Below are 19,538 nucleotides of genomic sequence, written 5' to 3' on the forward strand. Positions count from 1 at the left end.
CTTAACGTGTCTCGCAAATTCGGCAAGTCTAACGGGAGTATCCCATCGTGCTTTACGTCATTTATGCGGAAGATACCGCAGATTCACTGGAAAAACGTAACTCTGTGCGCCCGGCACACCTGGCGCGTCTGCAGCTGCTGCAGGATGAGGGGCGTCTGATTATCGCCGGTCCTCTGCCTGCCGTCGACAGTAATGAGCCGGGCCCGGCTGGTTTCACCGGTTCTGTGATTGTTGCCGAGTTCTCATCGCTGGAAACGGCCCAGTCGTGGGCCAATGACGATCCGTATATCGCCGCGGGCGTGTACGATAAAGTCACGGTTAAACCGTTTAAACGGGTGTTCTGATGCAGTGGCAGCCCCTTCTGTTGTTAGTGCTGGTGCTGCTGCTGATTGGTCGTGCGCTGTGGCTATGGCGCCGTCAGGGCTGGCGTCAGGCGCGCCAGCACATCGTCATGCTGGTGGTACTGGCGGCTGCCCTGCAGATAGTGAATGTTTCACTGGTATTACGCGGCCACTGACGACCGCGTTCATTGCTCAGGTATTCTGCGTGATAAACAGGATGGAGCGGCGCTGCTGCTGCGCTACCTGATGACGAATCGCATGGATGCGCTTATAACGACGTGACTGCCCTTCCAGCCAGCGGGCACGACGGCGATGCGCCTGGCGTAACATTCTCCAGCGGGCCACTTCATTTCTGCTGCGTCTCATCACATCCTCTCTGACTGGCTAAACCCGCGACGCATTATAGTGATCTGGCTAAAAATGCCAAATCGAAACCTTCATCGAAACGTCATCAACGATTAAAGGTTTCGCTGGCGCAGATCAACACGTAAACTTTGCCCATCAAAGCGCGAACGGGACGTCCACTTTATGACCACATTTTATACCCTTATCAGCTGGTTGCTGCTGTTTGGCTACTGGCTGCTGATTGCCGGGGTTACGCTGCGCATCCTGATGAAGCGGCGAGCGGTGACCTCAGCGATGGCCTGGCTGCTGATCATCTACATTCTGCCGCTGGTGGGTATTATCGCCTATCTGTCGTTTGGCGAACTGCATTTAGGTAAACGTCGCGCAGAACGCGCCCGCACCATGTGGCCCTCGACCGCCAAATGGCTCAACGACCTGAAACAGTGTCGTCACATTTTCGCGACTGAACACAGCGACGTGGCGCGTTCCCTGTTCGAGCTGTGCCGTCATCGTCAGGGCATTGCCGGCGTTAAAGGCAATCAGCTGCAGCTGCTGACCAGCGCCGATGACGTGATGCAGGCGCTGATCCGCGATATTCAGCTGGCGCGCCATAATATTGAGATGGTGTTTTACATCTGGCAGCCGGGTGGTCTGGCTGATGATGTGGCGGAATCGCTGATGGCTGCCTCACGGCGTGGCGTGCACTGCCGCCTGATGCTGGACTCCGCCGGCAGCGTGGCGTTCTTCCGCAGTCCGTGGGTGGGCATGATGCGCAATGCCGGTATTGATGTGGTCGAGGCATTGCAGGTCAGTCTGTGGCGTGTATTCCTGCGCCGCATGGATTTGCGTCAGCACCGCAAAGTGGTGCTGATCGATAACTATATTGCCTATACCGGCAGCATGAACCTGGTGGATCCGCGCTTCTTTAAACAGGATGCTGGCGTGGGTCAGTGGATTGATCTGATGGCGCGCATGGAGGGCCCGGTGGCCACCACCATGGGCATCGTCTACGCCTGCGACTGGGAAATCGAAACCGGCAAACGCATTCTGCCGCCGGCGCCGGACGGCAATGTAATGCCGTTTGAGCAGGAGAGCGGTCACACCATTCAGGTGATCGCCTCAGGGCCGGGCTTCCCCGAGGACATGATTCATCAGGCGCTGCTGACGGCGGTGTATTCGGCGCGCGAGCAGCTGATCATGACCACGCCCTACTTCGTGCCGAGCGACGACTTACTGCACGCCATCTGTACCGCCGCGCTGCGTGGCGTTGAGGTGAGCATTGTGGTACCGCGCCACAATGACTCGCTGCTGGTCGGCTGGGCCAGCCGCGCCTTCTTCACTGAACTGCTGGAAGCCGGGGTGAAAATCTACCAGTTTGAAGATGGCCTGTTGCACACCAAGAGCGTGCTGGTGGACGGTCAGCTCAGCCTGGTGGGCACGGTGAACCTGGATATGCGCAGCCTGTGGCTCAACTTCGAGATCACGCTGGTGGTGGATGATGACGGCTTTGGTAGCGATCTTGCCACCGTCCAGGATGATTATATCGCCCGTTCGCGTCTGCTGGACGGCGCGCGCTGGGCAAAACGTGCCTGGTGGCAGCGCATCGTCGAACGACTGTTTTACTTCTTTAGCCCTTTACTGTAAAACGAGCGAAAATATTACCGCCTCAGGGCAAGCAGGAATGACCATGGATTTAAATAATCGCCTTACTGAAGATGAAACGCTGGAACAGGCTTACGATATTTTTCTTGAGCTGGCAGGCGATAACCTCGATCCGGCAGACATCATTCTGTTCAATCTGCAATTTGAAGAGCGCGGCGGCGCCGAGTTGTTTGATCCATCCGAAGACTGGCAGGAACATGTGGATTTCGATCTCAACCCTGACTTCTTCTCAGAAGTGGTGATCGGCCTCGGTGAAGCGGACGGCGAACCGATTACCGATGTGTTCGCGCGCATCCTGCTGTGCCGCGAGAAAGATCACAAGCTGTGTCATATTCTGTGGCGTGAATAAGCCGCAGCGCATAAAAAAACGCCGGGCACTGCCCGGCGTTGTTGTTTATGGCGCCGCTCTTAAAGCGGATCAACCTTCAGACAGGACACCGCATGGCGGAAACTGCCTTCGAGTAGCGGTCGGGTTTTGGCGCACTCCGGGCCGGCAATCGGGCAGCGGGTTCGGAACACGCAGCCTGATGGCGGATTGATCGGCGACGGCAGTTCCCCTTCCAGCAGCTGAATCTGCTTATTCTTCTCCAGGTCCGGATCAGGAATCGGCACCGCCGACATCAGCGCTTTGGTGTACGGATGCTGCGGATCGTTATACACCGCATCATAGGTACCCAGCTCAACCGCGTGGCCGAGATACATCACCAGTACGCGATCAGAGATGTGCTTCACCACCGCCAGGTCATGCGCGATGAAGATCAGCGACAGGCCCATTTCACGCTGCAGTTTCTGCAGCAGGTTGACCACCTGCGCCTGAATCGACACGTCGAGCGCCGACACCGGCTCATCACAGATAATCAGCTTCGGCTCAAGAATCAGTGCACGGGCGATACCGATACGCTGGCACTGGCCACCGGAGAACTCGTGCGGATAGCGGTTGATGAGGTTCGGCAGCAGACCGACCTTCATCATCATGGTTTTAACCTTAACCTTCACTTCCTGACGCGGCATCTTTGGATAGTAGGTGCGCAGCGGTTCGGCAATGATGTCACCAATGGTCATACGCGGGTTGAGCGAGGCCAGCGGGTCCTGGAAGATCATCTGAATGTCACTGCGCGCCTGACGCCACTCTTCCTGGCTCTGGCCCAGCAGATCGCGTCCCAGCCACGCCACGCGTCCGTCGGTGGCTTTCACCAGACCGATAATGGCGCGCGCCAGCGTGGATTTGCCGCAGCCGGACTCACCGACCACGCCGAGGGTTTCGCCTTCATACAGACGCAGACTGACACCATCCACCGCTTTGAGGGTTTTCGGCGGCTGCCAGAACCACTGCTTGCCGTCTTTGATATCGAAATGCACCTTGAGATCGGCGATTTCCAGCAACACTTTTTTCTCTTCAGTTACGGTGCTCATACTAACTCCTCCACCGGTTTGAAGCAGGCGCGCAGGCGCCCTTCGGCAAACGGTTCAAGCGGCGGTGATTTGGCACAAATATCCATGGCATATGCGCAGCGCGGCTGGAACGGACAGCCCTGCGGCAGACGCAACAGGTTGGGCGGGTTGCCGGGAATGGCGGTCAGCGACTCTCCCTCCGCGTCAAGACGCGGCACCGCGCTTAGCAAACCGATCGAATACGGATGGGCCGGCTGGTAGAACACATCGCGCGCACGGCCATACTCCATGGTGCGCCCGGCATACATCACCAGTACCTTGTCACAGATCCCGGCAACAACGCCGAGATCGTGGGTGATCATGATGATGGCGGTGTTGAATTCACGCTTCAGCTCATTCAGCAGCGTCATGATTTGCGCCTGCACGGTGACATCCAGCGCGGTGGTTGGCTCATCGGCAATCAGCAGCTTTGGCCGGCACAGCAGCGCCATGGCGATCATTACGCGCTGACGCATGCCACCGGAAAACTCGTGCGGGAACATCTTCATGCGCTTGCGCGCTTCCGGCATTTTCACCGCGTCCAGCATGCGCACCGACTCTTCAAACGCCTGGGCGCTGCTCATGCCTTTATGCAGTTTCAGCACCTCCATCAGCTGTTCGCCGACGCGCATGTAAGGATTGAGCGATGTCATCGGGTCCTGGAAAATCATCGCAATCTGTTCCGCGCGCAGCTTGTTCAGTTTGCTTTCCGGCAGATTGAGGATTTCGCTGCCGTTGAACTGCGCCGAGCCGCCAATGCGACCATTTTTCGCCAGCAGCCCCATCAGCGCAAACGCGGTTTGCGATTTTCCGGAGCCGGATTCACCGACTATGCCCAGCGTTTCACCGGCGCGCAGGGAAAAGTTGAGGTCGTTCACAGCGGTCACGTCGCCGTCGTGAGTACTGAAGGTGACGCGCAGATCTTTAACGTCCAGCAGCAGGTTAGCGTTTCCCGCAGGTGCAGCCGCCAGCGGCTGCTGAGTATCATGATGGGTCATCGGGAAACTCCTTAACGATCTTTCGGGTCGAGGGCGTCACGCAGGCCATCGCCGATAAAGTTGAAACAGAACAACGTCACCACCAGGAAGCCCGCCGGGAACATCAGCAGCCACGGTGATACTTCCATCGAGTTGGCGCCGTCGCTCAACAGCGCGCCCCAGCTGCTCAGTGGCTCCTGGGTGCCGAGGCCAAGGAAACTCAGGAAGGATTCAAACAGGATCATGCTTGGCACCAGCAGCGAGGCATACACCACCACCACACCCAGCACGTTCGGCACGATGTGACGCAGCACGATATTGCCGGTAGAAACACCACCGACCTGCGCCGCTTCGATGAACTCTTTGCGCTTCAGTCCCAGCGTCTGGCCGCGCACGATACGCGCCATATCCAGCCATGACACCATGCCAATGGCAACGAAGATCAGCAGGATATTGCGGCCAAAGAAGGTCACCAGCAGGATGACGAAGAACATAAACGGGAACGAGTTGAGGATTTCCAGGATACGCATCATCACCGAGTCAATCTTGCCGCCGAGGTAGCCGGCCAGCGAACCGTACAGCGTGCCCACCAGCACCGCGATCAGCGCTGAAGCGATGCCGACCATCAGCGAGATACGGCCGCCAATCGCCACGCGCACCAGCAGGTCACGTCCGGAAGAGTCGGTGCCAAACCAGTGGCCTGAGGTGGTGTCCGGCGGTGCAGACATCATCGCCCAGTCGGTATCATCATATTTGAACTGCGCCAGCATCGGGGCGAACACCACGAACAGCGCAATCACCAGCAGCACCAGCAGGCTGATAAGGGCCGCACGGTTATGAATAAAGCGGCGACGTGCGTCCTGCCACAGGCTGCGCCCTTCCACTTCCAGCTTTTCGCTGAACGCGTCCAGAGCTTCGCTATTTTTCTTACTTAACATCATGAGCGAGCTCCACCATCAGTAACGAATTTTCGGATCGATAACGGCGTACAGCACGTCAACGATCGCGTTGAACAGGATGGTCAGCACGCCGACCAGAATGGTCAGGCTCATCACCAGCGAGTAGTCACGGTTCAGTGCGCCGTTGACGAACAGCTGACCGATGCCAGGCAGACCGTAAATTGATTCGATTACCATCGAACCGGTGATGATGCCAACAAACGCCGGCCCCATATAGGAGAGCACCGGCAGCAGCGCCGGCTTCAGCGCGTGGCGCAGCACGATACGGCGCAACGGCAGCCCTTTCGCACGCGCGGTGCGGATGAAGTTGGAGTGCATCACTTCAATCATCGAGCCGCGGGTGATACGGGCGATACTGGCGATGTAAGCCAGTGACAGCGCCACCATCGGCAGCAGCATGTAGTTCCACTGCCCGCCATTCCAGCCGCCGCCCGGCAGCCAGCGCAGAGTGATGGCAAAGATCAGTACCAGCAGCGGTGCCACCACGAAGCTGGGAATGACCACCCCGGTCATCGCCACCCCCATGACCGCGTAATCCCACAAACTGTTTTGCTTCAGCGCGGCGATAACCCCCGCCGTGACGCCCAGCACCACCGCAAGGAAGAAGGCTGCCAGCCCCAGTTTGGCCGATACCGGAAACGCATGACCGACCAGGTAGTTAACCAAGTAGTCTTTATATTTAAACGACGGCCCGAAATCACCGTGTGCCAGCTGCACCAGGTAGCTGAGATACTGTTTGCCGATCGGATCGTTGAGATGATATTTGGCCTCAATGTTGGCCATGACTTCCGGCGCCAGCGCACGCTCGCCGGTGAACGGACTGCCGGGTGCCAGTCGCATCATAAAGAAGGAGATGGTGATCAGAATGAATAGCGTCGGGATGGCTTCAAGGAGCCGACGCAGGATGAATTTTAACATTGCCGTACCTACCAGGCTGTTGCTTCACAAAGTCAAAAAGGCGGCGCCGCAGCACCGCCACTGTCGATAGCCTGAGTGCTATTAATGCTTAATGATGTACAGGTTCTTATCCAGGGTTTTATCCAGCGGATCGTTGCCGGTGTAGCCGCCAACGTACGGTTTCACCAGACGCGCGTTCACGTAGTAGTAAACCGGCACGATGGTGCTGTCTTTATCCAGGATCTGCTCTGCTTTCTGATAATCAGCCACGCGCGCTTTGTCATCCGCCGCTTTCACCGCATCGTGAATCACTTTGTCGAAGTCCGCGCTCTTATAGTGCGAGGTGTTACTGCTGCTGTCCGACAGCATGATGTTCAGGAAGGAAGTCGGTTCGTTATAGTCGGCACACCATGCCGCGCGGGAGACATCAAAGTTGCCCTGATGACGGGTATCCAGGAAGGTTTTCCACTCCTGGTTTTCCAGCTTGATGTTGACGCCGATGTTCTTTTTCCAGATGGACGAGGCGGCAATCGCCAGTTTTTTGTGCAGATCGGAGGTGTTGTACAGCAGGTTGAAGGTCAGCGGTTTGTCGGCGGTATAACCGGCTTCGGCCAGCAGTTTCTTCGCTTCTTCGTTACGCTTGTTCTGATCCCACTTGTACCAGTCCGGCGGCAGCAGTTCCATGCCGTCAGTGGCTGGCGGTGTGAAGCTGTAGGCCGGCTGTTGACCCTGCGCCAGCACTTTGTTCACCATGATGTCACGATCCAGACCCAGCTTCAGCGCGGTACGCACGCGGACATCGGTAAACGGTGCTTTCTGGTTGTTTATTTCATAGTAGTAGGTGCACAGATACGGTTTCACCATCAGCTCTTTACCGTTATCACGCTGCAGTTTTTTAAACAGCTCGATCGGCATGTTGTTGTAAGTGATGTCGCTGCCGTTCTCGGAGAAATAACGGTTCACATCGCTGACTTCGGAGTTGATTGGCAGGAAGGTGACTTTATTCAGTACGGTATGTTCGTTGTCCCAGTATTCCGGGTTACGCACCAGCGTCACGCGTTCGTTGATCACGTGAGATTCCAGTTTAAATGCACCGTTGCCGACCCAGTTCTGCGGCTGCGTCCACTGGTCGCCAAACTTCTCAATGGCGGGCTTATACACCGGTGACATCACCGCGTTGATCAGCAGCTTATCGAAGTACGGTACCGGCTCGCTCAGCGTCACTTCCAGCGTGTGGTCATCCAGTGCCTTCACGCCGAGATCGGAGGTCGGTTTTTTGCCGGCGATGATGTCATCCACGTTGAGGATGTGGCCATACTGCGGGTAGCTCGCATAGGGCGAGGCGGTTTTTGGATCGACCAGACGCTGCCAGCTGTAGACGAAGTCCTGCGCGGTGACCGGCTCGCCGTTTGACCATTTGGCATTTTTACGCAGATGGAAAGTCCAGACTTTGTAGTCTTTGTTTTCCCAGCTTTCCGCGACGCCCGGCACCGGTTTGCCGTTGCTGTCGCTCACGATCAGACCTTCATACAGGTCACGGGCGATATTATCTTCCGGCACGCCTTCGATTTTGTGCGGATCCAGCGACTGCACTTCATCGCCATTGCCGCGCACCAGTTCCTGTTTCGCTGCCAATTCGGTACCCGCCGGTACGTTGGCCGCCAGTGCAGCATTCCCTGCCAGCGCGCCGATGGCCGCCAGTACGCCTGCGGCGATCAGGCTTTTTTTCGTGATGTTGTTCATTATTACGCTCCAGTTTTATTATCGTCACCGGGTCGGCTGACCGCCCGGCGTACCCCGTTTCCGGGAGATCTCCGCCTGTCTGCGCGAAGATCACTACCACCCTGCAGGGTTACCACGGCAACGTGACGCCCGACTGTAGCGCCGGATCGTCACATTACTCAATGTTTCTTTATGTAATAGTATTTCAGCGCCAGCATATCCTGCGGATCTTTGCCGCTGAAACCGCCCACCCACGGCTTCACCAGCCGCACGCTAACGCGGTAGTAAACCGGAATGATCGGTGAATCCTGATCCAGCTGTTGTTCCGCCTGCTGATAGAGCTGCGCGCGCTGCGCGTCATCTGCGGTGTTGAGCGTTTGCGCCATCAGCGCATCAAATGCGGCGCTGTGATAAAACGCGGTGTTGATGGAGGAGCCACTCAGCAGCAGATTGAGGAAGCTGGATGGCTCGTTATAATCCGCACACCAGGTGGCGCGCACCACATCAAACTGTGCCTGATGACGGGTCTCCAGTAGCGTTTTCCACTCCTGATTTTGCAGCGTGACCTGCGCACCGAGATTCTTTTGCCACATCGAGGCAGCCGCAATCGCCTGACGCTTGTTCTGTTCTGAGGTGTTATACAGCAGAGTAAAACGCAGCGGATGCTGGGCATTGAAGCCAGCTTCCGCCAGCAGCTGCTTCGCTGCCGCGTTACGTTGCGCCTGCGTCTGCTGCGCCCACGCTGGCTTATTGAGAGCAATACCGTGAATAAAGGGCGGCGTCAGGCCGTAGGCCGGGATCTGTCCCTGCCCCATAATTTTCTGCGCGATGATGTCGCGGTCGAGCGTTAACTTCAGCGCGCTGCGTACGCGGACGTCGTCAAACGGCGCTTTCTTGTTATTGATTTCGTAATAGAAGGTGCACAGTAGCGGGCTGACTCTTACTTCATCTCCCAGCGCCTGCTGCAGTTTTTTGAACATATCGGGCGGCACCACGCTGTTGGTCATGTCGGTGCCGCCACTGCGATAGCGGTTTATATCGCTATTCTCAGAGGTGAGCGCCAGAAACACGCCTTCGTCCAGCGTGGTATGGGCATTGTCCCAGTAGTGCGGATTACGCTTCACCACGATCTGCTCATTCACCACCCAGTCCGCCAGCGTGTAAGCGCCATTCCCCACGTAGTGCTGCGGCTGTGTCCAGGCATCACCCCACTGCTCTACCGCCGGACGATACACCGGTTTCATCGAAGTATGAGCCAGCATATCAACAAAATACGGGACCGGTTCAGAGAGCGTAACCTGCAAATGATGGTCGTCCAGCGCTTTCACGCCCAGCTGGGAAGGCGCCGCTTTACCAGCCAGAATGGCGTCAATGTTGCTGATGTGCGCAGCCTGCAAATAGCTGGCGTACGGCGAGGCGGTGCGGGGATCGGCCAGACGCTGCCAGCTGTAGACAAAATCCTGCGCGGTGACCGGCTCACCATTGCTCCAGCGGGCATCTTTACGCAGCGTGAATGTCCAGATGCGGCCCTGCTGATTTTGCCACTGCTGCGCCACGCCGGGCACCAGTTGACCGTTGTTGTCGGTCTCAACCAGTCCTTCCAGCAGATTGCGAATCACATTGGATTCCGGCACGCCCTCGACTTTTTGTGGATCAAGCGAGGACACTTCGCTGCCATTGTTAATAACGATGCGTTGCGTATCCGCTAATGACGTCCCGGCTGGGATCTCAGCGGCCTGACTTTGCGCCAGCGCACTGGAGAGGCAAAGCGCCAGAAACGTGCGCGCTGCCGTTTTCGCTACCATGCTTTTCATCAACCAATATCAACCTTCAACATAAACCTGATAGCAGTAAGCAAGAAGCGTACACATTTGTTGCTAGCAGATAAAAAATTTTGCGTTGAGCCGAAAATTATCAGAAGCGTTGCCCGCACGCCAAAGCTAAACCACAAAAATGTTAGCTGATTCTCTTTTATCACGTTGCCGCGCACAGGAAAAGTGTTAATTCTTAAGCAGAATTATCAAGTAATCCACTGATAAACAATGAATTCCAGCCTGATTTGCACGTTAATTATTCGTTAATCAACTAACTTTATAATATTTAAGAATATTGCTGCTTTTAATGCTGAATCCCGGATATTTATTCAGATTTATAGCGCAAGCTATAGAATGATACTGCGGATGATTTGCATAGCAGAGAGATATACTGTGACGATTATCACAGTATTTTGCGGCTCAGGCTATATGCAGGATGGCATAAGTAGTAAAACTGATGAGGTTAAGCCGATATTAAGCGCGACAAATAAAATCACTATAATGGTGCAATATTTCGTTTAATTGCACCATTCTGGTTCACAAAGCGCTTAGCGATAAAAAATAACCGCCGTTAATTCAGTAATCCTGGAAACAGGGCTTTCATTCCGGTCACGACAAATTCAATGCCCAGCGCCATGAGCAGCAGCCCCATGATACGCGTAATGACGTTGATACCGGTTTGTCCCAATACGCGCACCATCAGCGGTGCGGCCCGGAACAATAACCAGCAGCAGAAGGCAAATATCGCAATCGCCAGGGTAAAGCCCAGCAGATTTGGCCAGCTGTGATAACGCGAGCTCCAGACAATGGTCGAGCTGATCGCGCCCGGCCCTGCCATCAGCGGCAGCGCCAGCGGCACCACGCCGATGCTTTCACGAATCGCCGTTTCTGACTTCTCCTGCTTGTTCTGTTTGTCTTCACCCAGCTTGCCGCTGATCATCGACATGGCGATGGTGACCACCAGAATGCCGCCGGCGATGCGGAAAGAGTCAATCGAGATACCAAACAGATGCAGGATACCGTCGCCAAGAAACAGCGAGGTCCAGAGGATAATCGCCACCGCCAGGTTAGCGGTCAGGTTGGTTTTATTGCGCTCCGCCACCGCCTGGTAGCTGGTCATGCTGATAAATACCGGAATAATGCCGACCGGGTTAACCAGCGCGAACAAACCCACAAAAAATTTAATGTAGCCAGAAAGATCGAGTAGCGCAGGGGTCACGGTGGGCTCCAGGTGATGGCGAAAAAAATCGCGCTTAATGTAGTGCAAAAGCCTGGCGAAACACCAGAGGCTAACGCAGAAATAAATGCTGCACTTGAAGCACTATCCCAGTTTATTCCGCTACTGTTAGCGCTATGTTATCGGCCTGCAGCCGGTCAGATCGGCTTCTGTAGCCGTCGACGCTAACTTTACTTGCAAAAGTGAGCGCTGAAAGGTGTCAGCTGATAGTTAAATTGATCTGCATCATAAATTGCCTACCCCATCAGGGGTAATCTTAGCCCATCGGAACTCAACCCTGTGACACAGGTCATCCTGGCGGAAAAACCTTTTTAGTAAGCAACGGCATGGGCATCGCCATCCTTAGCTATCCATAAGCGTAACGAGACTATACTTCTGGATTCAGGCTTGTTTACTAAAAAAGTTTAACTTCCTTAGGAGAGTATTATGGCCGTTACTAATGTTGCCGAGCTTAACGCACTGGTAGAACGTGTTAAAAAGGCACAGCGCGAATACGCCAATTTTAGTCAGGAACAAGTTGATACCATTTTCCGTGCGGCCGCCCTCGCCGCTGCCGATGCCCGTATCCCTCTCGCCAAAATGGCCGTTGCCGAATCCGGCATGGGTATCGTTGAAGATAAAGTCATCAAAAACCACTTCGCTTCCGAATATATCTATAACGCTTACAAAGACGAAAAAACCTGTGGCGTGCTGGATACCGATGATACCTTTGGCACCATCACCATCGCTGAGCCGATTGGCCTGATTTGTGGCATCGTGCCCACCACCAACCCGACCTCTACCGCCATCTTCAAGGCCCTGATTAGCCTGAAAACCCGTAACGGTATCATCTTCTCTCCTCATCCACGTGCCAAAGATGCCACCAACAAAGCGGCAGATATCGTACTGCAGGCTGCTATCGCGGCCGGCGCGCCAAAAGACATTATTGGCTGGATTGATGCGCCATCGGTTGAGCTCTCTAACCAGCTGATGCATCACCCGGATATCAACCTGATTCTCGCCACCGGTGGTCCGGGCATGGTGAAAGCGGCTTACAGCTCCGGCAAACCAGCGATTGGTGTGGGTGCGGGTAACACCCCGGTGGTGATTGACGAAACGGCCGATATCAAACGCGCGGTTGCCTCGATCCTGATGTCAAAAACCTTCGACAACGGCGTGATTTGCGCGTCTGAACAGTCAGTGATTGTCGTGGATTCTGTCTATGATGCCGTGCGTGAGCGCTTCGCCAGCCACGGTGGCTACCTGCTGCAGGGCAAAGAGCTGAAAGCGGTGCAGGATATCATCCTGAAAAATGGCGCGCTGAACGCGGCGATTGTCGGTCAGCCGGCTTACAAAATTGCTGAACTGGCAGGGATTAGCGTGCCGGTGAGCACCAAAATTCTGATTGGTGAAGTGAAACTGGTGGATGAGTCTGAGCCATTCGCCCATGAGAAGCTCTCGCCAACGCTGGCCATGTACCGCGCGAAAGATTATTACGATGCGGTGGATAAAGCAGAAAAACTGGTGGCAATGGGCGGTATCGGCCACACCTCCTGTCTTTATACCGACCAGGATAACCAGCGCGAGCGCGTTAACTTCTTCGGCGACAAAATGAAAACCGCGCGCATCCTGATCAACACCCCAGCTTCACAGGGCGGGATCGGTGACCTGTATAACTTCAAGCTGGCCCCTTCACTCACGCTGGGCTGCGGTTCATGGGGTGGTAACTCTATCTCTGAAAACGTGGGTCCAAAACACCTGATCAACAAGAAAACAGTGGCCAAGCGAGCTGAAAATATGTTGTGGCATAAACTTCCGAAGTCTATCTACTTCCGCCGCGGTTCTCTGCCAATTGCGCTGGAAGAAGTGGCGACTGACGGTGCAAAACGCGCCTTTATCGTCACCGACCGCTTCCTGTTCAACAACGGTTATGCTGACCAGGTCACCCGCGTGCTGAAGTCGCACGGGATTGAAACCGAAGTGTTCTTTGAAGTAGAAGCAGACCCAACGCTGAGCATCGTGCGTAAAGGTGCCGAGCAGATGAACAGCTTCAAACCTGACGTGATCATCGCCCTGGGTGGGGGTTCACCGATGGATGCGGCTAAGATTATGTGGGTGATGTACGAGCATCCGGAAACCCACTTTGAAGAACTGGCGCTGCGCTTTATGGACATCCGTAAACGTATCTACAAGTTCCCGAAAATGGGTGTCAAAGCGCGCATGGTGGCCATCACCACCACTTCCGGCACCGGTTCAGAAGTTACGCCGTTTGCGGTAGTGACTGACGATGCCACCGGCCAGAAATATCCGCTGGCAGACTATGCCCTGACGCCGGATATGGCGATTGTCGATGCCAACCTGGTGATGGAGATGCCGCGTTCGCTGTGCGCCTTTGGGGGTCTGGATGCTGTCACTCATGCGCTGGAAGCCTACGTATCGGTACTGGCCAACGAATACTCTGACGGTCAGGCGCTGCAGGCACTGAAGCTGCTGAAAGAGAATCTGCCTGCCAGCTACCGTGACGGCGCGAAAAATCCTGTGGCGCGTGAGCGCGTTCACAATGCGGCGACCATTGCCGGTATCGCTTTCGCCAACGCCTTCCTCGGCGTGTGTCACTCCATGGCGCATAAACTGGGCTCTGAGTTCCACATTCCACACGGTCTGGCCAACGCCCTGCTGATTTGTAACGTGATTCGCTACAACGCGAATGACAATCCAACCAAGCAGACTGCCTTCAGCCAGTACGACCGTCCGCAGGCACGCCGCCGCTATGCTGAGATTGCTGACCATCTCGGTCTGAGCGCTGCCGGTGACCGTACCGCGCAGAAAATTGAAAAACTGCTGGCATGGCTGGAAGAGATGAAAACTCAGCTGGGTATCCCAACATCTATCCGCGAAGCGGGCGTGCAGGAAGCTGACTTCCTGGCGAAAGTCGACAAGCTGGCGGATGATGCGTTTGATGACCAGTGTACCGGCGCTAACCCACGCTATCCGCTGATTGCTGAACTGAAACAAATCATGCTGGATACCTTCTATGGCCGTGAGTTCTCAGAAGCAGATAACAGTGTTGCCGCTGAGGGTGAAGCTAAAGCCGTAAAGAGTGAGAAGAAAACCAAAAAGGCCTGACTGGCCTGATACAAAAAAACCCGCTGCGGCGGGTTTTTTTATGCTGCGGCTATTCAGGCGTGAGGCAATTGTGAACCGTAAATGGCGTTTAGCGAGCCGTCATTAATCGCCTGTTTATAGTGCTTGCGGCACACAGAGATATAGCGCTCATTACCACCGATCACCACCTGCTCCCCTTCGCTGAACGGTTTACCCTGTGCATCCAGCCGTAACACCATGCTGGCTTTGCGTCCACAGTGACACACGGTTTTCAATTCCACCAGCTTATCGGCCCAAGCCAGTAAATACTGACTGCCGGTAAATAACTCACCGCGAAAGTCGGTACGCAGACCATAACACAGCACCGGTATATCCAGATTATCTACCACGTCCGACAGGGCTTTCACCTGCTCCCGCGTCAGAAACTGGCTCTCATCCACCAGTACACAGTGAACCGTTTGCTTCGCGTGCTGTTCCGCTATTTCACTTTCCAGGTTGGTCTGCGCGTTATATAAAAAAGCCGGAGACGAAAGACCAATACGCGAGCTGACTTTTCCGGCGCCGAAGCGGTCGTCAATTTCCGCGGTATACACCAGCGTACGCATGCCGCGCTCATGGTAATTGTAGGAAGACTGCAGCAGTGCGGTGGATTTTCCCGCGTTCATCGCTGAGTAATAAAAATAGAGTTGCGCCATAAATGTCTCTTGTCACTGCCCGAAACTGTTGCGCGTGAGTCTATCATAAAGCTGCTGCACTGTTGCGATGCATTATTTTTATCAACTGCTCAAATTAACGCCATCGCCATAGATCAGCAGCATCCTTATCAACATTTCGCACGTTATGTCAAAGCCGTGATCATGCAGCAATTTTATTCAGCATTATTAGCGCTGATGCCCGGGCGAAAGGCGCACAGTGGTATTTATCCCTGCAAAACCTGTGCTATCAAATCTATAAAAAGAATAATAAATAGCGCCTTAAAAAGCTTAACAACATTAACTTTACGTTTTGCTTTTTAATCTGGCTATTGCAGTTATTTTTCACCGCCACTATTATGAGGCGGCAGAACAACTCCATTTATTATATTTTGAGATTAGGACAATGAGCGAAGCACTTAAAATTCTTAATAATATCCGTACATTGCGCGCGCAGGCTCGGGAATGCTCTCTGGAAACACTGGAAGAGATGCTGGAAAAACTTGAGGTTGTGGTGAATGAACGTCGTGAAGAAGAATCTCTTGCCCAGGCGGAAAATGCCGAGCGCAGCCGTAAGCTGGAACAATATCGTGAAATGCTGATGGCAGACGGTATTGATCCAAACGAACTGCTGCAGGCATTAGCGGAAACCAAAGCGCCAGGTAAAGCCAAACGCGCGGCACGTCCGGCGAAGTATGGTTACGTCGACGAGAACGGTGAGAACCGTACCTGGACCGGCCAGGGACGTACGCCAGCCGTGATTAAAAAAGCGATTGAAGAACAAGGTAAACAACTGGACGATTTCCTGCTGTAAGGAACCAGTGCTTCGCAGCATGCCAGCCCTGGCGCTGTGCTCTGTTTTACACCGGGTAATAAAAAAGGAAGCCGCTGGCTTCCTTTTTTTATCGCGACTTATTGCTGATAGAAGTCGCGGTACCAGTCAACAAAACGCTGCACGCCCTGCTCTACGCTGGTCTGCGGGCGGAAATTTATCGCGTCATACAGCGGCTGGGTGTCTGCACTGGTGCCTAATACATCGCCGGGCTGCATCGGCAGCATATTTTTCTTCGCCTCAATCCCCAGCGCTTTTTCCAGCGACTCAATGTAAGTCATCAGGCTGGTAGGCTGACTATTGCCAATATTGTACACGCGATACGGTGCCGAACTGGTGGCAGGCGAGCCGTTTTCCACCGTCCAGTTTTCATCTGCCTGCGGAATCACGTCCTGCAAACGCACAATCGCTTCGGCAATATCATCAATATAGGTGAAGTCACGTGTCATCTGGCCGCGGTTATACACATCAATCGCGTCACCGGCAAGCATCGCGCGGGTGAACTTAAACAGCGCCATATCCGGACGGCCCCACGGACCATAAACGGTAAAGAAGCGCAATCCGGTGGTGGGTAATTGGTAAAGGTGTGAATAGGTATGCGACATTAATTCGTTGGCTTTTTTCGTCGCAGCATAAAGTGATACCGGATGATCAACCGAATCATCCGTGGAGAACGGCATTTTACGGTTCAGGCCATAAACCGAACTCGATGAAGCATACAGCAGGTGGCCAATCTTATGATGACGGCAACCTTCCAGAATATTTAAGTGACCAATCAGGTTGGCATCAGCGTAGGCGTGCGGATTCTCGATGGAATAGCGAACACCCGCCTGTGCACCTAAATGGATCACACGCGCAAAAGCATGCTGTTCAAACAGGGAAGAAATGGCCTGGCGATCTGCCAGGTCCATTTTAAGAAAAGTAAACGCGGGATGTGCGGTAATCTGGTCGAGGCGCGCCTGTTTCAGGCTGACATCGTAGTAATCATTCAGGTTATCGATACCAACAACCTGGTGACCGGCAGCCAGCAAACGCTGACTAACGTGAAAACCAATAAATCCTGCCGCGCCGGTGACCAGAAAATTCATACATCCCTCATTTATTACACAATTTGAATAGACGCTCCGCGGCCGATTGCATAATAAACGAAACCGCGTTTGCTGATACGCTCCGGATCATACAGGTTACGACCATCAAAAATCACGGGTTGTTTTAACGAGGATTTAATCACGTCGAAATCCGGAGCACGGAAGTTCTGCCACTCGGTGCAGATCACCAGACCATCGGCGCCCTGCAGCGCAGCTTCTTTAGTGCCGCACAGCTTCAGATCGTCACGATGACCGTAGATGCGCTGGGCTTCTTCCATCGCTTCCGGATCAAACGCCTGCACCGTTGCGCCTGCCTGCCACAGTGCTTCCATCAGCACACGGCTTGAGGCTTCACGCATGTCGTCGGTGTTTGGTTTGAACGCCAGACCCCACAGCGCAAACGTCTTACCACGCAGATCGTCGCCAAAGTGACGTTTGATAAACGTCGGCAGCTTGTTCTTCTGCGAATCGTTGACGTCTTCTACCGCCTGCAACAGACGCGGGGTGTAGCCGATTGACTCTGCAGTGCGAATCAGCGCCTGCACGTCTTTCGGGAAGCAGGAACCGCCGTAACCACAGCCCGGATAAATAAAGTGATAACCGATGCGTGAATCAGAACCGATGCCCTGACGTACTTTTTCCACGTCAGCACCCAGGCGTTCCGCAAGGTTGGAAATCTCGTTCATGAAGCTGATTTTGGTCGCCAGCATGCAGTTAGCTGCATATTTGGTCAGCTCTGCACTGCGAATATCCATCAGAATCATGCGATCGTGATTACGGTTAAACGGCTCGTACAGTTCACGCAGCAGTTCGACCACTTCATCATTGTCGGTGCCCACCACAATACGTTCCGGACGCATGCAATCGTTAACTGCGGCGCCCTCTTTCAGGAACTCCGGGTTGGAGACCACATCGAACGCGATATTGGCATCACGCTGCTTCAGCGTTTCGCTCATCACCGCGCGCACGCGGTCAGCGGTGCCTACCGGTACGGTAGATTTGTCGATGACGACTTTGTGATCGTTCATGTGCTGCGCGATAGTACGCGCAACCGCAGTCACATATTTCAGGTCGGCAGAGCCATCCTCATCCGGCGGCGTGCCCACAGCAATAAACTGCATTACGCCATGGTTTACGCCCTCTTCTGCGTTGGTGCTGAATTTCAGGCGCCCCGCTTCATAGTTCGACATCACCAGCGGCGTCAGGCCCGGTTCAAAAATTGGGATGATGCCCTTTTTCAGGCTTTCGACTTTCTTTTCGTCGACATCAATACAGAGAACGTCATGTCCGACTTCGGCCAACACCGCAGCCTGAACCAGACCGACATAGCCGATACCAAATACAGTGACTTTCATTGAATTATCCTGTGCTTAATGAATTACTTTTTGTTGCCTGCAACGCCGTCGAGCCACTGAGCGAAATCTTTGCCCAGCACCGGATGACGCACGCCATACTCAACAAAAGCTTGCATATAACCCAGTTTATTACCGCAGTCGTGGCTCACGCCGGTCAGGTGGTAAGCTTCTACGGTCTCTTTTTCCATCAGCATGGCGATGGAGTCGGTCAGCTGCACTTCGCCGCCTGCACCCGGAGGGGTCTTCGCCAGCAGAGGCCAGATGTCCGCAGACAGCACGTAACGACCGACTACCGCCAGGTTAGATGGCGCTTCCGAGGCTTTTGGCTTCTCAACCACGCCCACCATAGGTGCGCTCTGGCCCGGTGCCAGCTCTGCGCCCTGGCAGTCAACCACGCCGTAAGCGGTGACATCGGCAACTGGCTCAACCATGATCTGGCTGCGACCGCTCTCTTCAAAGCGCGTCAGCATTTCTGCCAGGTTATCTTTGGTTGGGTTAGATTCGTACTCATCAATGATCACGTCTGGCAGAATCACCGCGACTGGCTCATCACCGACCAGCGGATGAGCACACATCACTGCGTGACCGAGGCCCTTGGCGATACCCTGACGTACCTGCATGATGGTAACGTGTGGCGGGCAGATTGACTGGATTTCATCCAGCAGCTGACGCTTCACGCGTTTTTCCAGCATCGCTTCCAGTTCGAAACTGGTATCAAAATGGTTTTCGATGGAGTTTTTAGAGGAGTGCGTAACCAGCACGATCTCATTAATACCCGCAGCAATACACTCGTTCACGACATACTGGATCAACGGCTTATCGACCAGCGGTAACATTTCTTTTGGAATAGCTTTGGTGGCAGGCAGCATACGCGTACCCAGACCTGCAACCGGGATTACCGCTTTTTTTACTTTAGACTTATAGGCAGACATCAAATACCTCTCTTAATAGGCCGTTCAAGTTAATACTTGATATGTCGGTTTAAAAACGAAATGAGTATATCAGTTAGTGTCAGACGGATTTATCCTGGATGGAGTTAATCCGCGGAATTTAAGACTATTACCCAAGTGTAAAGCTAAGCTTTGGCCCTGTCTTTAACCCG

19 protein-coding genes are annotated in these 19,538 nt (G+C 54.2%); 7 read left to right on the forward strand and 12 right to left on the reverse strand.

Annotated features, from left to right (window positions below):
- Positions 1-47: 47 nt before the first annotated feature.
- Entirely contained in the window at positions 48-344 is a 297-nt protein-coding gene (locus tag KOL70_RS05750; protein WP_215480352.1) for a YciI family protein, read from the forward strand.
- Positions 344-517 (forward strand): hypothetical protein, encoded by a 174-nt coding sequence (locus KOL70_RS05755; protein ID WP_021510092.1) that lies wholly within the window; start codon positions 344-346, stop codon positions 515-517. The genes KOL70_RS05750 and KOL70_RS05755 overlap by 1 nt, the downstream gene beginning before the upstream one ends.
- A gap of 16 nt (positions 518-533) precedes the next feature.
- Here the strand turns inward: KOL70_RS05755 and KOL70_RS05760 are convergent, their stop codons facing one another.
- Positions 534-707: a YciY family protein gene (locus tag KOL70_RS05760; RefSeq protein ID WP_088517180.1), complete on the reverse strand. Its 174-nt coding sequence runs from the start codon at positions 705-707 to the stop codon at positions 534-536.
- Positions 708-869: 162 nt separating this feature from the next.
- On the opposite strand from KOL70_RS05760, the gene cls reads away from it, so the two are divergent.
- On the forward strand, positions 870-2,330 hold the full coding sequence (cls, locus tag KOL70_RS05765; RefSeq protein WP_021510090.1) for a cardiolipin synthase: 1,461 nt from the start codon (positions 870-872) through the stop codon (positions 2,328-2,330).
- 37 nt (positions 2,331-2,367) lie between these two features.
- Positions 2,368-2,697, forward strand: a complete 330-nt coding sequence (locus KOL70_RS05770; protein WP_013509338.1) for an HI1450 family dsDNA-mimic protein — start codon at positions 2,368-2,370, stop codon at positions 2,695-2,697.
- 59 nt (positions 2,698-2,756) lie between these two features.
- Here KOL70_RS05770 and oppF read toward each other — a convergent pair whose 3' ends face one another.
- The 7 genes from oppF to KOL70_RS05805 all read right to left on the reverse strand — a co-directional run bounded on the left by oppF (position 2,757) and on the right by KOL70_RS05805 (position 11,367).
- Positions 2,757-3,761 carry a murein tripeptide/oligopeptide ABC transporter ATP binding protein OppF gene (oppF, locus tag KOL70_RS05775; RefSeq protein ID WP_215480353.1) on the reverse strand — a complete coding sequence of 335 codons (1,005 nt, stop codon included), beginning with the start codon at positions 3,759-3,761 and terminating at the stop codon, positions 2,757-2,759.
- Positions 3,758-4,777, reverse strand: coding sequence for an ABC transporter ATP-binding protein (locus KOL70_RS05780; RefSeq protein WP_215480354.1), 1,020 nt, complete (start codon positions 4,775-4,777; stop codon positions 3,758-3,760). The genes oppF and KOL70_RS05780 overlap by 4 nt, the downstream gene beginning before the upstream one ends.
- Before the next feature lie 11 nt (positions 4,778-4,788).
- On the reverse strand, positions 4,789-5,697 hold the full coding sequence (gene oppC / locus KOL70_RS05785; protein ID WP_021510086.1) for an oligopeptide ABC transporter permease OppC: 909 nt from the start codon (positions 5,695-5,697) through the stop codon (positions 4,789-4,791).
- Between the two features lie 15 nt (positions 5,698-5,712).
- Positions 5,713-6,633 carry an oligopeptide ABC transporter permease OppB gene (oppB, locus tag KOL70_RS05790; RefSeq protein WP_215480355.1) on the reverse strand — a complete coding sequence of 307 codons (921 nt, stop codon included), beginning with the start codon at positions 6,631-6,633 and terminating at the stop codon, positions 5,713-5,715.
- A gap of 81 nt (positions 6,634-6,714) precedes the next feature.
- A complete protein-coding gene (gene oppA, locus KOL70_RS05795) occupies positions 6,715-8,355 on the reverse strand; it encodes an oligopeptide ABC transporter substrate-binding protein OppA (RefSeq protein WP_021510084.1) in 1,641 nt (546 codons plus the stop codon).
- Between the two features lie 158 nt (positions 8,356-8,513).
- Positions 8,514-10,148 (reverse strand): ABC transporter substrate-binding protein, encoded by a 1,635-nt coding sequence (locus KOL70_RS05800; RefSeq protein ID WP_104092999.1) that lies wholly within the window; start codon positions 10,146-10,148, stop codon positions 8,514-8,516.
- Positions 10,149-10,719: 571 nt separating this feature from the next.
- Entirely contained in the window at positions 10,720-11,367 is a 648-nt protein-coding gene (locus tag KOL70_RS05805) for a YchE family NAAT transporter (protein WP_031280216.1), read from the reverse strand.
- Between the two features lie 444 nt (positions 11,368-11,811).
- Between KOL70_RS05805 and adhE the strand changes: the two genes are divergently transcribed.
- Entirely contained in the window at positions 11,812-14,490 is a 2,679-nt protein-coding gene (gene adhE / locus KOL70_RS05810; RefSeq protein ID WP_058771261.1) for a bifunctional acetaldehyde-CoA/alcohol dehydrogenase, read from the forward strand.
- 53 nt (positions 14,491-14,543) lie between these two features.
- On the opposite strand, the gene tdk is transcribed toward adhE, so the two are convergent.
- Positions 14,544-15,164, reverse strand: coding sequence for a thymidine kinase (tdk, locus tag KOL70_RS05815; protein WP_058757709.1), 621 nt, complete (start codon positions 15,162-15,164; stop codon positions 14,544-14,546).
- Between the two features lie 9 nt (positions 15,165-15,173).
- Between tdk and KOL70_RS05820 the strand changes: the two genes are divergently transcribed.
- Both KOL70_RS05820 and hns read left to right on the forward strand, forming a co-directional pair.
- Complete coding sequence (locus KOL70_RS05820) at positions 15,174-15,485, forward strand: hypothetical protein (protein WP_215480356.1); 312 nt, start codon at positions 15,174-15,176, stop codon at positions 15,483-15,485.
- 82 nt (positions 15,486-15,567) lie between these two features.
- On the forward strand, positions 15,568-15,975 hold the full coding sequence (gene hns, locus KOL70_RS05825) for a histone-like nucleoid-structuring protein H-NS (RefSeq protein WP_031280215.1): 408 nt from the start codon (positions 15,568-15,570) through the stop codon (positions 15,973-15,975).
- A 98-nt stretch (positions 15,976-16,073) separates the two neighbouring features.
- Here the strand turns inward: hns and KOL70_RS05830 are convergent, their stop codons facing one another.
- Genes KOL70_RS05830 through galU form a run of 3 tightly spaced genes read right to left on the reverse strand, consistent with a single transcriptional unit; the run spans position 16,074 to position 19,368 of the window.
- Positions 16,074-17,081 (reverse strand): NAD-dependent epimerase, encoded by a 1,008-nt coding sequence (locus KOL70_RS05830; RefSeq protein ID WP_058757710.1) that lies wholly within the window; start codon positions 17,079-17,081, stop codon positions 16,074-16,076.
- Between the two features lie 14 nt (positions 17,082-17,095).
- Complete coding sequence (locus KOL70_RS05835) at positions 17,096-18,436, reverse strand: UDP-glucose/GDP-mannose dehydrogenase family protein (RefSeq protein ID WP_058757711.1); 1,341 nt, start codon at positions 18,434-18,436, stop codon at positions 17,096-17,098.
- Positions 18,437-18,459: 23 nt separating this feature from the next.
- Positions 18,460-19,368, reverse strand: coding sequence for a UTP--glucose-1-phosphate uridylyltransferase GalU (galU, locus tag KOL70_RS05840; protein ID WP_021510076.1), 909 nt, complete (start codon positions 19,366-19,368; stop codon positions 18,460-18,462).
- Positions 19,369-19,538 lie beyond the last annotated feature (170 nt).

The organism is Pantoea sp. B270, assembly GCF_018726825.1.
GTDB lineage: Bacteria > Pseudomonadota > Gammaproteobacteria > Enterobacterales > Enterobacteriaceae > Pantoea > Pantoea dispersa.